Source organism: Roseinatronobacter sp. NSM (genome assembly GCF_052379845.1).
Lineage (GTDB): Bacteria > Pseudomonadota > Alphaproteobacteria > Rhodobacterales > Rhodobacteraceae > Roseinatronobacter.
Genome location: NZ_JBQTCF010000052.1, coordinates 1 through 16,009 on the forward strand (window position 1 = coordinate 1; position 16,009 = coordinate 16,009).

Below are 16,009 nucleotides of genomic sequence, written 5' to 3' on the forward strand. Positions count from 1 at the left end.
TGAGCTCCCCGGTCAGGTCGAGAACCAACGGCTCGGACAGGGCTGTCCCGCTAAATAGGGACAAGGCCGCAGCCCCGGAAAGAAGTCTTTTTATCATTCTTGTCTTATCCTTATGTTGTATTTTCGGACATCTCTATCACGGGGCGAGGAGCGCCGATCAAAGAGTTGTGCGAGAATTGATTATTGGACCGGGAACGGGAACAGGGACCCGATCGGGTGGATCAGCCCCTGCGAGCCGATGACCCAGCTCATGATAAGCCCGGAACCGGGAAGCGCCGAATACAGTTCACTCGAGGTGACCGGGTTCGGCAGGATCAGGGGAAAAACCAGCAGTCCTACCCCGATCGCAAGCGGCGCAAATACCCGAGCCGGGCCCGCCCCGGACAGTTTCAGCAGGAGGCCTGCCGACTTCACCGCATGCGTCAGCGCGCCTACCGCGCTGAAAAGGAGTGCGACCACCGGAACCCAAGCCACCTTGGCCGCTACCTCCCCCATTCCCTCATACTCCCCGCCCGGACCGAAAGAGTTCGGGGCGGCGCCGGCCGCCTGGACCCGGATATCGACCCCAGCGCCCGCCATATCCCGGTACGGCCCTTTCACAAACCCGTCTCGGTCCAGACCCGGCTGGATCACGTTTGCTGAAACGATCCCGGCCTCTACGAAGCGGAGTTGGCTTAACGGGTGTAGGAAAAAACGTTTTTCATCCGCTACCGGTGGGGCGGAGTGTCCGAGGATGCGGGTCACCTCCCTGTCAAAAACTTCGATGTTCTTTTTCATAACAGAGGCCCTCGCAAGTTCCCGGAAACCGGCTCCGTCGTTCGGGGACCAGCCGTCCGGGACAGGAATCCCCTGAGAACGCAGTCGTTCCCGGACGTCCGGCCAGCGTTGATGCGGGATCGCCCCAACGGTGGCCCCCTGACGCCGGATGTCAGACACGTAGCGGTCCCAGATATCCCCCACCTCACGGTCCACCTCCCCGGATACGACGCGGCGGTCCAACTCGCTGAGGGGTGCCTCGATCCGCACCAAGTCCGCGAGGATCTCCTCGGAGACCCTTTCGTATGCCCCAAACGCCTCATCGGGTGATGGAAGGCCGGAAATGGAAGCCCGCGCCGCCATGACCTCCAAGGCCGCCTCCGACCTTTCCAGAAGGTCCGGAACCCCAACGGAGAGGGCGGGCAAAAGCGCAATGAGCGCCTTCCCTGACGGGGTGCTCATCATGTCCGCATCCAAGTCGATCCCGGATAGGGCGATGTCCCCGGACCTGATCGCTCCGGTGGCCATACCCAGCACGAGCGCGGATTGACGATCCACAGGGGAGGCCCGGGAGACCACGGAGCGGACAATCCCCTCCTGAATCGCATAGGCGGCCCTAATCGACAGCGCGGCTGACAACACCATTAGGATCAACATCAGCGGCGTCCCCAACCCGAGGCGGCGCACCGTCGGCATGACCCCCCAGGACCAGACCAGAAGGGTAATCGCAATACCACAGATGAACCGGCCGTACCGCTCAATCTCCTCGATCCGTTCCAGAGAAGGCGCAGACCCTACCACATCTAGCAGCCTCGCCGCGAAGGCCAGTTCGAAGATAAGGTAGAGCGGGGTCAGGACACCCAGAAGGAGGAGGTGCGGCCGGTGATCCGCCGGAAGCGGGTTCCCCCGTCTCGTGAGCCGAGCCCACCCCTCATGGAGATGAGGGGCCGCCCAATCCCGAAGGGCGAGGACTACCCCCCTGAGGCCCGGGGCGCTCATTCGGAACCCGTCGGCTCGAAGACTGCGCTGACAAAGCCGTCTGGCATGATCGTCAGGGTCTCCCGTCCCCAGACCCACGCATCCCCTTCCAGGACGGCCGTGGCTACGTACCCTTCAAGCGCCCTCGACCGGACGCGCCGGTTAGTGATCGAGTTCGGGTTGTCATATTCGAAATCGCACGCCACCCCTAGGCGTGCCCGGTTCGGGGTCAGGCTGGTCTCATACTCACCTGGGACCGCTCTCCCGGAACGTAGACGGGGGCGCGAACTGAGGGTGCCAACCACTTGCATGCATACCTGGTCCCGCCCCCCCCGTCGGGTAAGAAGGAGGTCCAGGTCCGAGAAAAGCGATCGGTCAACCAGGAACGGGGGGAGGTGGAAATTATTAAGTGTTATGGGGCCTACCACGTCTGACTGATGGTCGACGCATCGTCCCCGGTCCGGGATGAGCCCCCCGTCACGAGCTATGATTGAAGGGTCGATCATGAACCCGTCGGAAAGAGAGGAGACCCGAACCCGGCCCATCACAGACACCTCCCGGACCCTGACCCCGGCCTCGCGCGCGCGGGTGAGCGCCTCGCGGGCCCCTATCAGGCCCTGGTCATACCTCGACCGGTTGTCGCATCCCGCGTTGCTCAGGAAAGAGAAGTGATCAAGCAGATTGTTCGCGGTGACCGCCGCCGGGTTGTCGGACATGATCGAGGCCAAGACGTCAGCCCGAGTCAGGTTCGGCGTGACCCGGGACGGGTCTTCCGCCTCTACCAACCCCCGGTCCCGCACATCGTCCAACACGATCTGGCCCGCTGCCGGACCGGTGAGAAGCGCCATTAGCGCCCCGGTCAGGATAATCCCCTTTATCATTCGTTGCGCCCTCCGATATTGTCTTTTCTCTCAATAATGGAACCGTCTTGGTCGCGCTCTCGCACTATTCTGTAATAACGCCCCTCCCGATAATCGAAGCTTGCGACGTACCCGGTGTTGAACCCGTGCCCATCCCCTGACATCAAGTCGATGCGTAGCGGGGTCCACTGAACCGCTCGGTAATCGCCGCGGCTCCTGCTGTAGCCGTGAGTGACAAGTGGCTCGCCGAAGATCACCCATCCAGAGCGCGGTGGCCTGCCCGGGAGGCCCCCAATCGCAGGAGCGACCGGCAGGCCGGTCACCTGCATACCCCTCACCAAGGAGGCGAGGGATCGGTTACGGACCGCTTTATCACGACTTGAGGAGCCGCAGCGATAGAGCGCATCCGCCTCTCTTAAATATGAGGCTGTCGGGTCTACGCTCTCCACCGCACCGGTCCGCTCGTTATAGCTGAGGGTAACAGGGAAGCGGACCTCGGTCGGGATATCGAGGCGTTCTGGGGCGTGGCGGAGGATCTCTTCCACGTTCGCCTCGATATCAAGAGCCACTACATCAGTCACTCGCTCTGGCTCCTCGCGGCTCCCCTTCCCGGCGGTGAAGTCCGTGAGACCGCCGGGCTGCCCGAGCGAGCTCTGGCTGAATCCAGATCGCCTCGGGTTAATGTAGGAGCACAACTCACGTGAAGTGCCGACCAGGTGCTCCGCAAGCATGTGGCGGGTCAGGAGCTCCGGGTTGGATTCCATGAAAACGAGGTTGTCCGCCTGGGCGTCCCAGACCGGGACGTCCGACCAAGGCTGCAATTCCGGGTCAAGGGTCCTGCCGCTTGTGACCTGGGAAAGCATGGACTCGAAAAGGTCCTCATGGATGATAAACTGGTCCTCCGACCCGGGACTGATCAAGACCCCGGGGATCAGGTTGCTCGATCGGGCTTCAAGCCGGACCATATGCCCGTACTCGAACCTATCAGATCGGATGGCCTCATAGATGATCCGCTCAACCGGCTTGCCCAGGACGGTCTGATAGAAGCGGGGGTGACCCTCTTGCAGGAGATACTCTTTACGTTCACGCCCCTGCTGATCCACCCGGCCCTGAAGGTCAGGTACGAAAACCGTCGGGTCCGGTTGCAAAGAGCGAAGGGTCGGATAATCGAATTCTACCCGCTGACGGAACGCCTCCGGAACAAGACCGGTCTCCGGCCCCATGTCCGGGGACTGTGCAGTTCTCTCCACCTCTTGGGCCGCCGCCTGCCGGTCGCTCCGCTCGGCGAGTACCTCCTGAGTAGTAAGCTCGTGCCCAACAAGGGATGCCGGTTCTCCCGGCCCCCCGATGATCCCTCTGCTCGAAAGTCCGGTGAATCCGGCGATCAGAACCGCCCCGGTTCCGATAACCCAGGCCCTCATGCGCTCACCTCCATCTCATTTGATCTTTCTTCATACTGCGGCCCCTCGCGAACTATGGTACTGCTCAAACTGTCTCGTGGGTGCTGACGTCAGACACCATCGAGTTTTCCAGATAGGCAAATACTGCTTCTGCGGGTGGGATCTTAAACTGCATTTTAGTGCATTGGTTTGATATGATACACATCTTTGCCCTGGATCAGTTCAACAGGAAATCCGAGGTTGCAAAGCTGATCGCCCGCTTCTTTCCTGATCAGGTCACGAAGAGCTTGATCTTCGAGATTATTGACTTCGATGAAGGCAAACCCTTCCTCTCCATAATGAGCCTGCCCGACCAAGAAAAAATTGAGACCGGGGTATCGAGTGTGGAGTGTCTTTTCGACCTTGCCAAGCGCACGCGGTAACGCTTGACGATCTGAATTAAGTTGGTGATCAGGCATATCTATTCTTCTCTTGTGGTCTTGCCCCCGTTTCAGCGGACACTCAGGCGGTTGCGGTTTGAGCTGCGATGAACTCGCGTGGCGAGCGCATTTTCAGCCCTGAGTGCGGGTGGTTGTTATTGTAGTCTTCGATCCAAGCTCCGATCAATCCAAGAACTGTTTGGGCGTCCGGTAGCGGCGTCACCTGGACGTAGTCGCGCTTCAGCGTCTTCACGAATGCCTCCGAGATGCCATTGCTCTGTGGGCTTTGGACCGGCGTGAAGCAGGGCTTCAGGCCCAATTGGCGGGCGAAGATCTGCGTGTCCCTCGCGATATAGGGCGAGCCGTTGTCGGACAGCATCTCGATGACCGACGGCGCACGATGATGACCAAAGCGGCGTTCCACGGCCTCGAGCATGATGTCGCGGATGTCAGAGCCACTGATCCCGGCGTTCACCACGGCGCGCCAAGCGATGATTTCGCGGTCATGAGCATCGATGATGAAGGCGCCACGGACGATGTCCCCGTTCCAGCAGGTGAACTCAAAGCCGTCGCTGCACCAGCGCAGGTTCGAGCGCATGACAATGACTTTGCCGTCGTGAACATGCTCCGGGCGCTCCGTGTATTTCCGCGCCAGAAGCAGGTTGTGTGCCTTCATGATGCGATAGACCCTTTTGTGGTTGACGGGTGCCCGCCCTTCCGCGCGCAGCTGCCGGTTCAGGATTGCCGTAATCCGCCGGTAGCCATAGGTCGGTCGGGCCGCCACCAGCGTTGTGATCAGCGGCACCAACGCCGCGTCTTGCGCTTTATAGTAGCGCCGACGCGGCTTCGTCCTGTTGTTCAACCTGTCAATCAAGTTCGAGCGGGCCACACCCAGGGTTTCGGCCACGACCTTCACTGGAAATCTCCCCTCAGAGGCGACCGCACGTGCAAGATCTGTTTTTTTGAGCGTGACTTGTCCAACGCCTCGCGCAGGATCTCGGCCTCCAGCGTTTTGCGGCCAAGCTGGCGTTCGAGTTCACGGATGCGATCTTCCATCTGTCGGACGACCTTGTTGCTTGTGACATCATCATCCTCTGACACGGCAACACTTCCTCCCTCCAGCATGAGCCTGCGCCAACGATACAATAGATTGGGGGCCACGCCATTACGGCGTGCGACCACAGAGATGCTGGCCCGGTCATCCAGCGTTTCTTCGACAATGCGCAGCTTCTCGGCCGCGCTCCAGCGACGACGACGGCCGCCATCAGTGATGATTTCTATATCAGACATAAGCACGTGCTCAGGCATATACCTAAGCCTCCATGGTTATGCCCAAGTGTCCGGTTGAAAAGGGGGCCAGTTCATCTTGGTATTGCTCGGTCATGTCACGATCTAAGGCAAAATGAACAAGATCGGTTTTGTTACGCAGGCACCAATCTCGTCGAAACAGAAATCCATATCGATGGTTCGCATGCGGAAGTTGTAAGGATCGGGCTCTCCCACTGCACTGGCGCGCATTGTGCATGGGAGATCTATACGAAACTCGATTTCATCATCCGCAACTGGTGTGGCGTGGCATGTCAGATCGCGGATATCAGCAATATTGAATCCCACAGAAAGCAAGTCACCGCGTAAATCCCGTTCCTTTTCCATTTCATTATAGACTGGTACCTCGGCTCGCGGCAGGATCGAAATAGCAAAGAGTATGTCTTCTGGTGGGGTTATGCGGGATGATGAAGTCTCGACCTCTGGCAGCACGGCCGCCGATAAGACCGGTTCCGGATCAGGGGCACTCGCGATTTGATCAATCACCGCGCGCGTATCCTCTGAATTACCGGGTTTCGGATACGCAATCGGCAGAAACAATGCCGCAAGCGCCACAAGCCCGAACGCTACCAGAACGAAAGCGCCCGTAATGGCTGCGCGCCGCAAACGCGGTTTGCGGGCCGCGTGATCTGTTGTTTCGGCCGTTGCACCGAGCAGGTGAACCGCTTGCTCCAAGCTCGAAACGGGATGCGTTGAGTAGCTGCGCAGGGGCCCCAGCGACGCAACCCCCTCCTGGCCCTGACCATGCGGCAGCAGAAAGGCGATTTCTGCCCCCTGCGACGCATAGGCGTGAAGGATATCTGCTGAGTGATGAAGCTTGTGGGAGACATGGTATTGCTGGTCAAGAATTGCGCCCTGCGCATCCAGTGATCCGCTCGCCCAGAGGACCAGATCAGGGTTTTCCGTGACGATCTGATGTCCCGCATGCTGGACACAATGGGTTAGCGCAATCGGCATTTCCCACGAGTTTCCGGTATCAGGCGGGTCCTTGATGATCAGTTTGAACCGGACAGCGCTATCCGGGCCGAGAAAGCGATCCAGCACACCGCCGGGCCGGGTCAGATGGTCATAGGCTTCGCTCATCTCCCGAACGGGGCGGTAGTCATCATGGGGAATGACCATACTCGCGCTAAGGCGGTTCCGGGGATCAAGGCGGATGATTTGCCCGCACCCCCCCGTGGTCGGGATCAGAATTGCGATACGCAGGCCCGTTGTCATTTCGGCCCAGCCTTCAAAATAAGGAACAGGATCGTGTCGGGTTGCACCAGCAGGGCCTTCAACGCCTTGGTTTCCGGGAAATCGTCGGAAAGAAGGACTTGCAGCGCAGTCCCCACGGGTTGCCCCAGATCAAGCCGGACACCCGTCCCGGTCGGCGCGCGTGCCTCGATACAATATACTCCGGATTGCGGGTCCGAAAGCGTGATCAACAAGATTGCACCATCCACATCATCGATCAATTCCAGCCGGTGCGATCCTATATCGCGCGACAGCACTACCTGTTCAGATGCGGCCCTTGCGTGGTCAGAGAAAGCCACGGCAGTTCCGCGCAGCTGATCCAGGTAGAGCCTGCGCCAATGCGGCGTTTCAAGAAGACAACGCTCCATGCGCAAATCAGCCACATTCCCAGAGCGCTTGGCATAAGCCAGCACATGGCCAAGGCTGGGGCTGGCCTGATCTATGGGCGCGTCCGTGAGGTCGGTCGCTGCCTGGCGTGCAGCAAAGGCCATGAACACTGGATCATCCCTTTCCATCTTGTCCTGTCCTTTCCAAGCCATAGCGGCGCAACACTTCGTCAGTGAAGCGGTCATCGTTGTGTTTGATGGTATCAGCCCCCAGCGCGTTCAGCCGGTCCACAACCGCGCTCAGATGGTCACGGGTTGCGACCAGTGCAGGGACCAACGCCATAAGATGACAGGCCAGATCGCCTTCTGACATGGCCTCGAATGCGGAACGTCTTTGAAGATTTGCAAGCCGCTTTTTTCTGTCAGCCTCTGCACCGGGGTCACCGCCATTCCCGCCTTTGCAAAGGTCAGGATGCAGTTTCAGGGCAAGGTATAGAAGGTCCTCGCAATGTCGGGACCAGCTGCGCAGACGATCACGCAGTGTGGCAGGGCTCTGCAAACGCTCCGCCACCATGTCGCCATCCATGTTACTTGTGGAGCCGTCGCGCTGCGCCTGCACAAGGATCGCCTGCAAAGGTGCGTACCGCAGCCTGCATTCCGCTGTTTCAGGCCATACTTTCGCATGCAGGCCCATTCTGAAAACCACGTCCAGCGTCACGAGTTCAACGTCCTTGAACGGTTTGATGGGGCTTTGAGCGAAACTGTCCAGGGCGGCCCCCAGAGTCTCTTCCGGCAGAGTGATCCCTTCAACAGGCTCAAGTGCGGCCTCTGCAATGCCCGGCGCAGTCAGGGGCTCCGCATTGTGAAGGGCGTGCATCACACCTTTATCCCGCAGGCTTTGATCGAGATTGATGAACCCGTCTACACAGCCCTTGATCTGCCCCCAACCCTCGCGCGTCGGAAATGCAAGCCAGAACGAAAGTGCATCAGTGTCGCAAGGATAGGTGCGGTCCTGCGCAGCAAGGAACCCGCGCAATGCCTTGTAGTGCTTCCAACGTCTTTTGGTCGCAAAAGTGTCACGGCGGTGCCGGTAAAGCAACGCTCCGAGTGCCGAGACCGCAGACTTGCGCGCGGCCTCTGACCTGTCCACCCCAAGGCGCAGACAGTGACGCGCTACCAGATCAAGCTCATCCGGGCCGACCGTCGTTGCCAGATAGTTCAGGAACGCAGCAAACAGTGGCGAAAGTGCTGTTTGACGCGGGTTCAGAAGTGTCCCAAGGTCAGTGTCGCACTCTGCTTCCTGAATCGCTGCGCAAAGCGCATAGATGCCGCGATCCTTGTTACCGGGCATCGCGCCTGTAATCATCGCGGCCAGACGTCGCCGCGCCCCGGGTCCAAGCCCGGCCAGCTCCGCAACCGACGCGAAGATCGCACCTGCGAAGGTCTCGTTGGAGATATCCGCCTGATCCAGCATGGATTACGGACTGACCACACGTTCACATTGCATGACCTGCTCCAACGCGATCATCATCATACGCGCGTCATTCACCATACCGACCCGCACCGCCACACCGTCGACAAAGGTGATATCCCAGACATTCGGTTCAGCTTCGGCTACTGTTTCGTAGTCTGGGGACAGACCTTCCGTATGATTGACTCCGAAACCCTCGGCAAAGGTGAACTCGATCCCTCCACAGGACCAACGACCGAGGAATGGAAATTCGTCGACCATTTTTGCATCATGTAACGGCTCATGTTCCGCAGGGACAGGCGCAAGGGCGTCCAACGCTATGACAGGCAGCGCCGGAAATGCAGCCCGCCCGGTCATTTCCGGAGGTTCCGGCGCATCCCCTGTCCTGCGACAATCCATCATGTCTCCGCTGGCTTGTGAGGCCCAGGTCAGACTATCCGCCGTCACATCCCAGATGCCGATGCGCGCACCGCCGCGCAACAGAACACCGAAATTCGTGCCGTTGCCATAGGTTTCCACAAGTGAAATCGCTGTTGCATCACCCCCACCGACCTTGTGGGTGCGCGACGTCAGCGCCAGCGCCGTCCCACCACAGGACCACGCCCCCTCAAAGGCGAAAGATCCCACGGGCGCGTCGAGCATGACAAACTCCGAGCGCGCCAGCGCCTGCAACGTTTGCCCTGCTAGGCGCTCGTCCGAGAGGTTCGGAACAAACCCCAATTGCGGCGCGCGCGCGATTGCGTAGTCGATCAGCCCGGCTTCGGTCATTGGACCATAACGACCATCGGCAAAATCGCTGGCGTAGAAATCCTCCAGATACATCTCATATTGCAGCGCGCGGCGGTCGCGATCGGGCAGCGCTTCAAATGCGGTGCGCAGGGCGGCCTTGTTGATCCCTTGCTGATAGAGATCCGCAATGACACCCGGCAACGGCCCGCGCGGTGCCCCAAAGAATGTCATGCCCTCTGCACCAGTCGACGCCAGAAGCGCGGTTTCAGTCGCGGGCGCAAAGGCCATGATCACGCGCTCATCAGCGCAACCTGCGGGCGCGCAGAATTCGGCCAACTGCCACTCGCCCTGAATGGCGAAACCTGCCTCCTGCGCCGCAGGATAGTCTTGCCACCGGCGGACGTCGCGCGGGTTTGCCTGTGTGGTCAGATAATCGTGCCATTTCGGATCGGTCAACATCGCTGCAACCGTAACATTGTTCCAGCGGTCACCTGTGTCAGACTGTGCTTCTGTCACGGCTGGAAGCGCCAATGTTCCAGAGGCAAAGAGCATCGCCTTGAGACTGATATGATTGACTAAATTCATGCCAAAAATCCTTTTTTGTAGTCGAGTAAGTCGATGGTGACGCAGTGTCAACTACGCCACCGCCAACGTTATGCTTTAAATGCCAGACCCGCGGGGTTCTGTACGGGGTGTCCTTTGCCAGCTGTCAGAAAACCCGAGATGATGCGGATCACTGTCCAGAGGAACCAGAACAGCAAAATCAGGTAACCAACCATGAAAACAGCAAGAATCCCGCCTGTGATTACCATCGCAAATCCAATCCAGAAGGTGCGCAACTGAAATCGGATATGGCTGTCCAGCGCGCTGGATTTGCCGCGCGACATATAGCCATAGATAACGCCTGCGGCTGTCAGAAGGGGCAGAAAGAACCCTAATCCGAACAGGATATAGATGATCCGGGCTGCACCAAGATCGGCCTGAAGATGGGGTTGTGTCGTCGTATGATAAGTCATTGTGATGTCTCCGATAGTTAAGGGGGGATCAGCGCGCAGCCATGCAGGTACGCGGTTCAAAAAGGCAGCCCAGATTATTCGAGCGCGCGGCTTCGCGATCGATTCCGGGCATGTCGACATGGGTGACGGTCCAGGCACCCTGAATGTTGCGGTCTTCTACAAGCCGCCCTGTCACGACAGTCTCGCCGTGATCGACCGTCAGGTTATAGCCGTTCCAGAGCCAGGAACGCGTCGGTTCCAGCGTGACAGCCGCAAGGCCCGCCATCGCCTTGGGATCACAAAGCAGGTCTTCGACCGTCACTCCGAAATCGCGCGGGAAATCTGGATGGGTCAGACGCGCCTGCCGCAAGCTATCGGGTTCATCAGATTGCGCAAAGATATCCCGGCACAGTCGGCGCCGTCCTTCGGCAATCGTGGCCGCGACCATCGAGTGACAGTCCGACTGCAGGCTCGCAAAGGGACTGAATGGCGGAATGTCAAAGGGCAGGCCACAATCATCAGCAGTGATGCGTTCACCTGCAGGCAAATTCCTTGCGCGATCACGCAAACGCTCGGCCATCTGGGCACCGATATCGAGTTTGGTGTTCAGAATATGCGCCTCAACACGGGCCTGCACATCCCGGAATGCCGCTTGCATATCAGCAGGAACGCGGCGTTGGGTGCCGGGCATGACCATCCAGTCGACAGCTCGGGCGCCGTCAAGGGTGGTTGGGGCGGCGAGGATCCGGTCGGCAGCGGCCTGCCAGTCCACCAGAATCTCTGCAGCTTGTTTCGCCTGCTCTTGTTCCATCAAAGCCGCGACTTGCGCGCGCTGTTCCGTTAAACAGGCTTGCATGACAGCACGGCGGCGCGCATTCGTGCTGGTATCCGAGATGGTGTTGTCACACCAGTTGCGCATCTCTTCCAGCGGGATATCCCCTGATGCCAGTTGGGCAGTCATGCTCTCGATTGTTTCATCAACAAGCTGCTGGACGGCCTGTTCGAAATCAGCCCCGAAAATCACCTGCGCATCTGCTGGAAACAGGCGCTGTCCATCAAACTGCGCCGGAACAGTGAACCAGTCGACCTTGGCGAGCGCTGCAGGGGTCGCGCCGGTTTCCAGAACCTCGGCACGCCATGCAAGGGCGTCTTGCGCGGCCCTGGCCCGCTGCAGGATGCTGCGGCTGTTGCGCGAAAGGCTTGCGGCGAATTGCCCTCCGACCGGACCACAGCTGCGCAAGGCGTCGGCTGCCGCGTCAATCTGCGCCTGATCCCAGAAAGCAAATGGCAAAGCAAAGACAGCCTCCAAGGACCGATCATTGCTGGGAATGTCGCGCGCTTCGATCATCGGGCAGGTGGTTTCCGCCTCGAAACGGCGCAACGGCTGGGGGGGGTGACCTGCAATCGCTTGCGCGATGGCATGGCGATGCATCAACCGCTCGACGGCGCTGCGATACTGGGTCACGGCAAACAAGCCCATTTGCGGCCCGAATTGCGGGTTCAGCAAGATCTCGAAAACCGCGTCTGCGTCGCGCGCGAACTCCGTGTTGTCCGGGTCTTGGGCGAAGTGCGCTTCCAGCCCCCGGATCATCCCGATGAAAAACTGTGTTTGTGCGGCATCGAGCGCGTGCTGGATCTGTCGCCGGTCATCAGGCGGCAGCTCCTCCAGCCCGGGAGCGGCGCGCAAATCCGCGTGCATCTGCACAGCGTCTGCAAGCGTGGGCGCGGTCGCCGCGGTCATCTGGTTGATCAGCGCGTCATGCACCGCACCCGGATTCTGAGCCTGCGCGCCCCCAGCCACGAGCACGAGCATTGATACCGCGCCCGACAAAACTGACTTGAGTGATGTCACCTTTCTGTCCCTCTTGGTTTCGGGCACACGGTGTTGCACGCCCTTCACAACAGGACTGGAAAGATCAGGACGGTTTTTGCACGCGCGCCTGTCAAATTCCGAAATTAATCGTCCAAGCGGCATCGCGCCATGTCTGGACGCGCTGATCACAGGTGCGCCGACTGGGTAAAGTATCGGCGGCACGCATAATCGAGCGCTGGATGTGCCCCGCAAGGTCAAATCGAAATGGACAGAATTCGTTCAGGGTGATAAATCGCCGCCCGGCAGGAAAAAAATCGTGACACTGAGAACTCGCAATCGCATCATTCGGATATCGATATCCGTTTAAACCACTCCTCGGGTGTTGCGATTTGTTGCGTCCCATTGGCTTTCCTCACACCCTGTGATCGTTTCCGCCATTCGCCAGCGCATCAATGCGCTGATGATTGTGCAATTCAAAGGTTCTTTCATGTCCATACTTGTTCTCGCAGACCTGCATCTTGACCTTTGGTCGGAGGCTGGTCGTGATCCGCTGACAGCCCTGTCTGCGGAAGACTGGGCACAGTTTGAGGCCGTCATCATCGCTGGTGATCTGACCAACAAGCCGAAAATACGCTGGAAGTACGCAATCCGGCGCCTCGCCCAGCATATCGAGGCCCACCGCATTCACATCATCCCGGGCAACCATGATTACTATGACCACGCGCTCGATGGAGATGACAGGCTGGCAGGTATTGCAGCTGATCAGGGGGCGCAGTTTGCGCAAAAGCGTGTGCTTGTCTTCGGTGGAGTGAGGTTTCTATGTTGCACCCTCTGGACCGATTTCGAGTTGCACGGCCAGCCCCTAGCCGCACAGGCCAAGGCAGCAGACCGGATGAATGACTACCGCTATATCCGTCTGGCTCAGGGTGGATATCGCAAGGCCCGCCCCAGCGACACGGCCGCGCGCCATGCTGATCAGCGTCGCTGGTTGTCAGCGCAGCTTTCGATGCCCTTTGCGGGCGACACTGTTGTGGTCACTCATCACTGTCCGCATCCCGATCTACTCGCGCCGGGCATGGGCGATCTGGGCGCTGCCTATGGCTCTGATCTGTCGACCTTGATCGATCAGCACCAGCCTGCAGCGTGGCTCTTCGGGCATACCCATCATCACGCTGAGATCCGGCATGGGGCGACATGGCTGCGAAATATCTCGCTTGGTTATGCGCGCCAGTGCCTGCCAAGTTTGGTGCCCGATATCCTGATGCAGGGAAAGGTCACTGTTGAACACGGCCGCTTCGCGTTCGCAAATCAACCCCGATGAGTTATGACACAGAATATCCGGGTAAGCGAAAATCACCCGACACAAGGCCCTCGAAAAGCCCGGAGGAGGCCAGCAAACAGCGCATCATCGACCACAAACGACACTCCCTGTTTATCATATCATCACAGATCGTCGCTCAAGACCTCTGAAGCCAGAAGGGCATAGGTCGAACCGAACCGCTCAAGGCTATCCCTCATCCCGGCAAGAACCCTGCCGACGACAGGGAATTGATCTTGACCGACCCTCGGGCAGTCACCGAAACCCGGGGCCGCCCCCTCCCCCATCAGAATCGTCAAACGCGCCGGGTCAGGCCGGTAGCTCAAGAGCCCCGGAGGAAGACGCACGCGAAGGGCATCAATCGCCGGATCAGCCCCGAAATCCTCAGGTAGAATCAGCACGGCACCGATAGCATCCAGAAAACCCACAACGCCCTCATGATCCGCGAGGCGGTAAAGGCTCGCCAGGTCCGTAACGATAAGGTTGAGGTGGGAGTCTGTCATACTACCAGCGTAATCCAGAAGAGGGGCGGCCACAATGAGGGGCCAGGAGCGGAGATAGTATGGTTTTCCGCAGCCCCGTCACCCGACGAATGCCTCGGCTTTAACCCTTCCCGCCACCGGCCTTTCCGGGAGCACCGCTTCGCGATGACGGGCACCCCCTCGAAAAAAGATCGGCCATCCCGCCCCTTCGAATGACAACCTGAACGCCATATCCGGCGCAGCCCTGAAAAACCTGCAAGCCCCCTCACCAAGGACAGGCGCCGCCTCGAGCACGCGCCCACCGGAGGGCGGCTTCACCCTGTCACGTCCAGTGCCCAGGGACACACCCCTACCCCTGATTCAGCCCCCTGCTCCATCGCGGATAGTCTCCTCACAAATGGCCGATCTGACGCAACAGAGCCCGCCCCAGACCAGAAGGATCACCCCCCTACACCGAAGCCCCCCGCACACCACATCGGACGATACGTCGAAAGTCAGTCACGCTTCCCGCAGGCACGTCAGGCGCATCCTCCGCGGCGAGATACGCGCCTGAAATATTCCGCTTTCACTGATGATCCCATCAACGCCAGGACATACCGCTTTCAACACGCAATGAGGGGTACTCCCTGCAGCCAGATGGCCGATCCTAAATTTCCAGAGAGACACCCTACCCCGCCCGCTGCGGCCACGACACCGCCACGGTCCCGGTCGCTCCACGGGTTTTCGGGTTCTGCCTGCGTGACGACTGGAATTCCCTTGTTTTTATAGGTAAATCTCTGTTTCTGAGCCCTTCCCAAGCTGTTTCGGGGTGTCGTTAATATGATAAGGGATGCCCTTCGTTCGTTATTGAACGACACGTCAAAAAGCTTGAGGACTTGATTTTGCGTGAAAAACGCGCGCATCAATTCCGTGAAAATCGCAAGAATTTCCTGACCACGCGCAACTCACGTTCCCGGCATGGCCGATCTGAACATCGCAATCGATCTGCAGGATGGTGGTTCAACCAGCGCTAATCCTCCGGGTCTCACCCCATATTTCAGCCTGAAAAGACGCCCCTGCCTCATCCCGGATATCCACATCTTTGATCCCGACCATCCTTGATATTTCGGCCTCCCCCCTACACTTTCAGCGCACCCTGTCTCTCAGAAAGCTCATCCATGCAAAAACCAGCTGACCCACAGATACCACTCAGACTGGCCGCTGCGATGGCCGATTTCTTGACGCAGAATGCCGCGTTCCGTGCAGGGTTTTCAGACGGATATCGCAAGGCGGTCAGAGACCATATCTGGCGGGTCAACTGCATGTCCGTGATGCACGGTATCCAGAAACTGATGGGGTCAGATGTTGACACCGATGCTCTGTCTGCGCAGCTGAGAAAGCTATGCTCGAAACAGGTACGCGCGCTGCTCACCGAGCAAGGATCACGAAGCAAAAGATCGGCCATCTATGCTAAGATCCACCGGCGGCTTACAGGATCCCCGAGAGATTACACCACCATCCAGAACGCCTGCCGCGATCTTATTGAAGAATTGCCTGATCCCGCAGCGCTGGATGCGTGCGGTCTTTTCGGGCGCGCTCTGTTCGCGTTTTCGGACTGGTCGAGAATCGCACCGCTTTTCGCAATACACCCAACCCTTCAGCATACTGCCGGCCTGCATTTGTCGCTCGTACTCAATGACAAAGACACTCATGACATCCTGGCCCCGGCCGTGGCCCTGTCACGCGCGATGATGCAACAGCCCGCCAACGATCCGGCCAGCCAGATCATAGCCGCGACAGCCGGGCTGAAGTCGCATATCCGCTCCATATCACCCGACGCGCTGCGTCCGCCGATGGAAGCCGCGATCAGCGAACATATCCCCAAGGGCGGTCCTGAAATCTGCGACAGGCTTCTTTCAGG

At 59.1% G+C, this 16,009-nt stretch carries 15 protein-coding genes; 2 read left to right on the forward strand and 13 right to left on the reverse strand.

What is annotated here, in order from left to right:
* Window positions 1–180 precede the first annotated feature (180 nt).
* From ACTZWY_RS18510 to ACTZWY_RS18565, 12 genes are all read right to left on the reverse strand, one after another.
* A complete protein-coding gene (locus ACTZWY_RS18510; protein ID WP_444792190.1) occupies window positions 181–1,755 on the reverse strand; it encodes a hypothetical protein in 1,575 nt (524 codons plus the stop codon).
* Window positions 1,752–2,615: a hypothetical protein gene (locus tag ACTZWY_RS18515; protein WP_444792191.1), complete on the reverse strand. Its 864-nt coding sequence runs from the start codon at window positions 2,613–2,615 to the stop codon at window positions 1,752–1,754. Before ACTZWY_RS18515 ends, ACTZWY_RS18510 begins: the two co-directional genes overlap by 4 nt.
* On the reverse strand, window positions 2,612–4,015 hold the full coding sequence (locus tag ACTZWY_RS18520; RefSeq protein ID WP_444792192.1) for a hypothetical protein: 1,404 nt from the start codon (window positions 4,013–4,015) through the stop codon (window positions 2,612–2,614). The genes ACTZWY_RS18515 and ACTZWY_RS18520 overlap by 4 nt, the downstream gene beginning before the upstream one ends.
* A gap of 155 nt (window positions 4,016–4,170) precedes the next feature.
* Entirely contained in the window at window positions 4,171–4,452 is a 282-nt protein-coding gene (locus ACTZWY_RS18525; RefSeq protein ID WP_444792193.1) for a hypothetical protein, read from the reverse strand.
* Window positions 4,453–4,495: 43 nt separating this feature from the next.
* Window positions 4,496–5,721, reverse strand: a protein-coding gene (locus ACTZWY_RS18530) for an IS3 family transposase (protein WP_444792194.1) whose coding sequence is annotated in 2 segments (ribosomal slippage) — window positions 4,496–5,379 and window positions 5,379–5,721 — 1,227 coding nt in all. Because the reading frame shifts where the segments join, the coding sequence is not laid out codon by codon here.
* Window positions 5,722–5,805: 84 nt separating this feature from the next.
* Window positions 5,806–6,957, reverse strand: a complete 1,152-nt coding sequence (locus tag ACTZWY_RS18535; RefSeq protein ID WP_444792195.1) for a hypothetical protein — start codon at window positions 6,955–6,957, stop codon at window positions 5,806–5,808.
* Window positions 6,954–7,490 (reverse strand): hypothetical protein, encoded by a 537-nt coding sequence (locus ACTZWY_RS18540; protein ID WP_444792196.1) that lies wholly within the window; start codon window positions 7,488–7,490, stop codon window positions 6,954–6,956. The genes ACTZWY_RS18535 and ACTZWY_RS18540 overlap by 4 nt, the downstream gene beginning before the upstream one ends.
* Window positions 7,477–8,775, reverse strand: coding sequence for a hypothetical protein (locus tag ACTZWY_RS18545; protein ID WP_444792197.1), 1,299 nt, complete (start codon window positions 8,773–8,775; stop codon window positions 7,477–7,479). Before ACTZWY_RS18545 ends, ACTZWY_RS18540 begins: the two co-directional genes overlap by 14 nt.
* Window positions 8,776–8,778: 3 nt before the next feature.
* Window positions 8,779–10,086: a hypothetical protein gene (locus ACTZWY_RS18550; protein WP_444792198.1), complete on the reverse strand. Its 1,308-nt coding sequence runs from the start codon at window positions 10,084–10,086 to the stop codon at window positions 8,779–8,781.
* Between the two features lie 68 nt (window positions 10,087–10,154).
* A complete protein-coding gene (locus tag ACTZWY_RS18555) occupies window positions 10,155–10,517 on the reverse strand; it encodes a DUF4870 family protein (protein WP_444792199.1) in 363 nt (120 codons plus the stop codon).
* Window positions 10,518–10,545: 28 nt separating this feature from the next.
* Complete coding sequence (locus ACTZWY_RS18560) at window positions 10,546–12,348, reverse strand: hypothetical protein (RefSeq protein WP_444792200.1); 1,803 nt, start codon at window positions 12,346–12,348, stop codon at window positions 10,546–10,548.
* Between the two features lie 91 nt (window positions 12,349–12,439).
* Window positions 12,440–12,712 (reverse strand): hypothetical protein, encoded by a 273-nt coding sequence (locus tag ACTZWY_RS18565; protein WP_444792201.1) that lies wholly within the window; start codon window positions 12,710–12,712, stop codon window positions 12,440–12,442.
* An 84-nt stretch (window positions 12,713–12,796) separates the two neighbouring features.
* Here ACTZWY_RS18565 and ACTZWY_RS18570 point away from each other — a divergent pair, with 84 nt between their 5' ends.
* A complete protein-coding gene (locus ACTZWY_RS18570; protein ID WP_444792202.1) occupies window positions 12,797–13,630 on the forward strand; it encodes a metallophosphoesterase in 834 nt (277 codons plus the stop codon).
* 122 nt (window positions 13,631–13,752) lie between these two features.
* Here ACTZWY_RS18570 and ACTZWY_RS18575 read toward each other — a convergent pair whose 3' ends face one another.
* Complete coding sequence (locus ACTZWY_RS18575; protein WP_444792203.1) at window positions 13,753–14,055, reverse strand: hypothetical protein; 303 nt, start codon at window positions 14,053–14,055, stop codon at window positions 13,753–13,755.
* 1,211 nt (window positions 14,056–15,266) lie between these two features.
* Between ACTZWY_RS18575 and ACTZWY_RS18580 the strand changes: the two genes are divergently transcribed.
* Window positions 15,267–16,009, forward strand: a 743-nt coding sequence (locus tag ACTZWY_RS18580; protein WP_444792204.1) for a hypothetical protein, incomplete at its 3' end; no start/stop codon positions are given.

Excerpts from the sequence above, each read along its gene's own strand:
- ACTZWY_RS18510 (WP_444792190.1), bottom strand. The coding sequence starts at position 1,755 with ATGAGCGCCCCGGGCCTCAGGGGGGTAGTCCTCGCCCTTCGGGATTGG.
- ACTZWY_RS18515 (WP_444792191.1), bottom strand. The coding sequence starts at position 2,615 with ATGATAAAGGGGATTATCCTGACCGGGGCGCTAATGGCGCTTCTCACC.
- ACTZWY_RS18520 (WP_444792192.1), bottom strand. The coding sequence starts at position 4,015 with ATGAGGGCCTGGGTTATCGGAACCGGGGCGGTTCTGATCGCCGGATTC.
- ACTZWY_RS18525 (WP_444792193.1), bottom strand. The coding sequence starts at position 4,452 with ATGCCTGATCACCAACTTAATTCAGATCGTCAAGCGTTACCGCGTGCG.
- ACTZWY_RS18535 (WP_444792195.1), bottom strand. The coding sequence starts at position 6,957 with ATGACAACGGGCCTGCGTATCGCAATTCTGATCCCGACCACGGGGGGG.
- ACTZWY_RS18540 (WP_444792196.1), bottom strand. The coding sequence starts at position 7,490 with ATGGAAAGGGATGATCCAGTGTTCATGGCCTTTGCTGCACGCCAGGCA.
- ACTZWY_RS18545 (WP_444792197.1), bottom strand. The coding sequence starts at position 8,775 with ATGCTGGATCAGGCGGATATCTCCAACGAGACCTTCGCAGGTGCGATC.
- ACTZWY_RS18550 (WP_444792198.1), bottom strand. The coding sequence starts at position 10,086 with ATGAATTTAGTCAATCATATCAGTCTCAAGGCGATGCTCTTTGCCTCT.
- ACTZWY_RS18555 (WP_444792199.1), bottom strand. The coding sequence starts at position 10,517 with ATGACTTATCATACGACGACACAACCCCATCTTCAGGCCGATCTTGGT.
- ACTZWY_RS18565 (WP_444792201.1), bottom strand. The coding sequence starts at position 12,712 with ATGGGACGCAACAAATCGCAACACCCGAGGAGTGGTTTAAACGGATAT.
- ACTZWY_RS18570 (WP_444792202.1), top strand. The coding sequence starts at position 12,797 with ATGTCCATACTTGTTCTCGCAGACCTGCATCTTGACCTTTGGTCGGAG.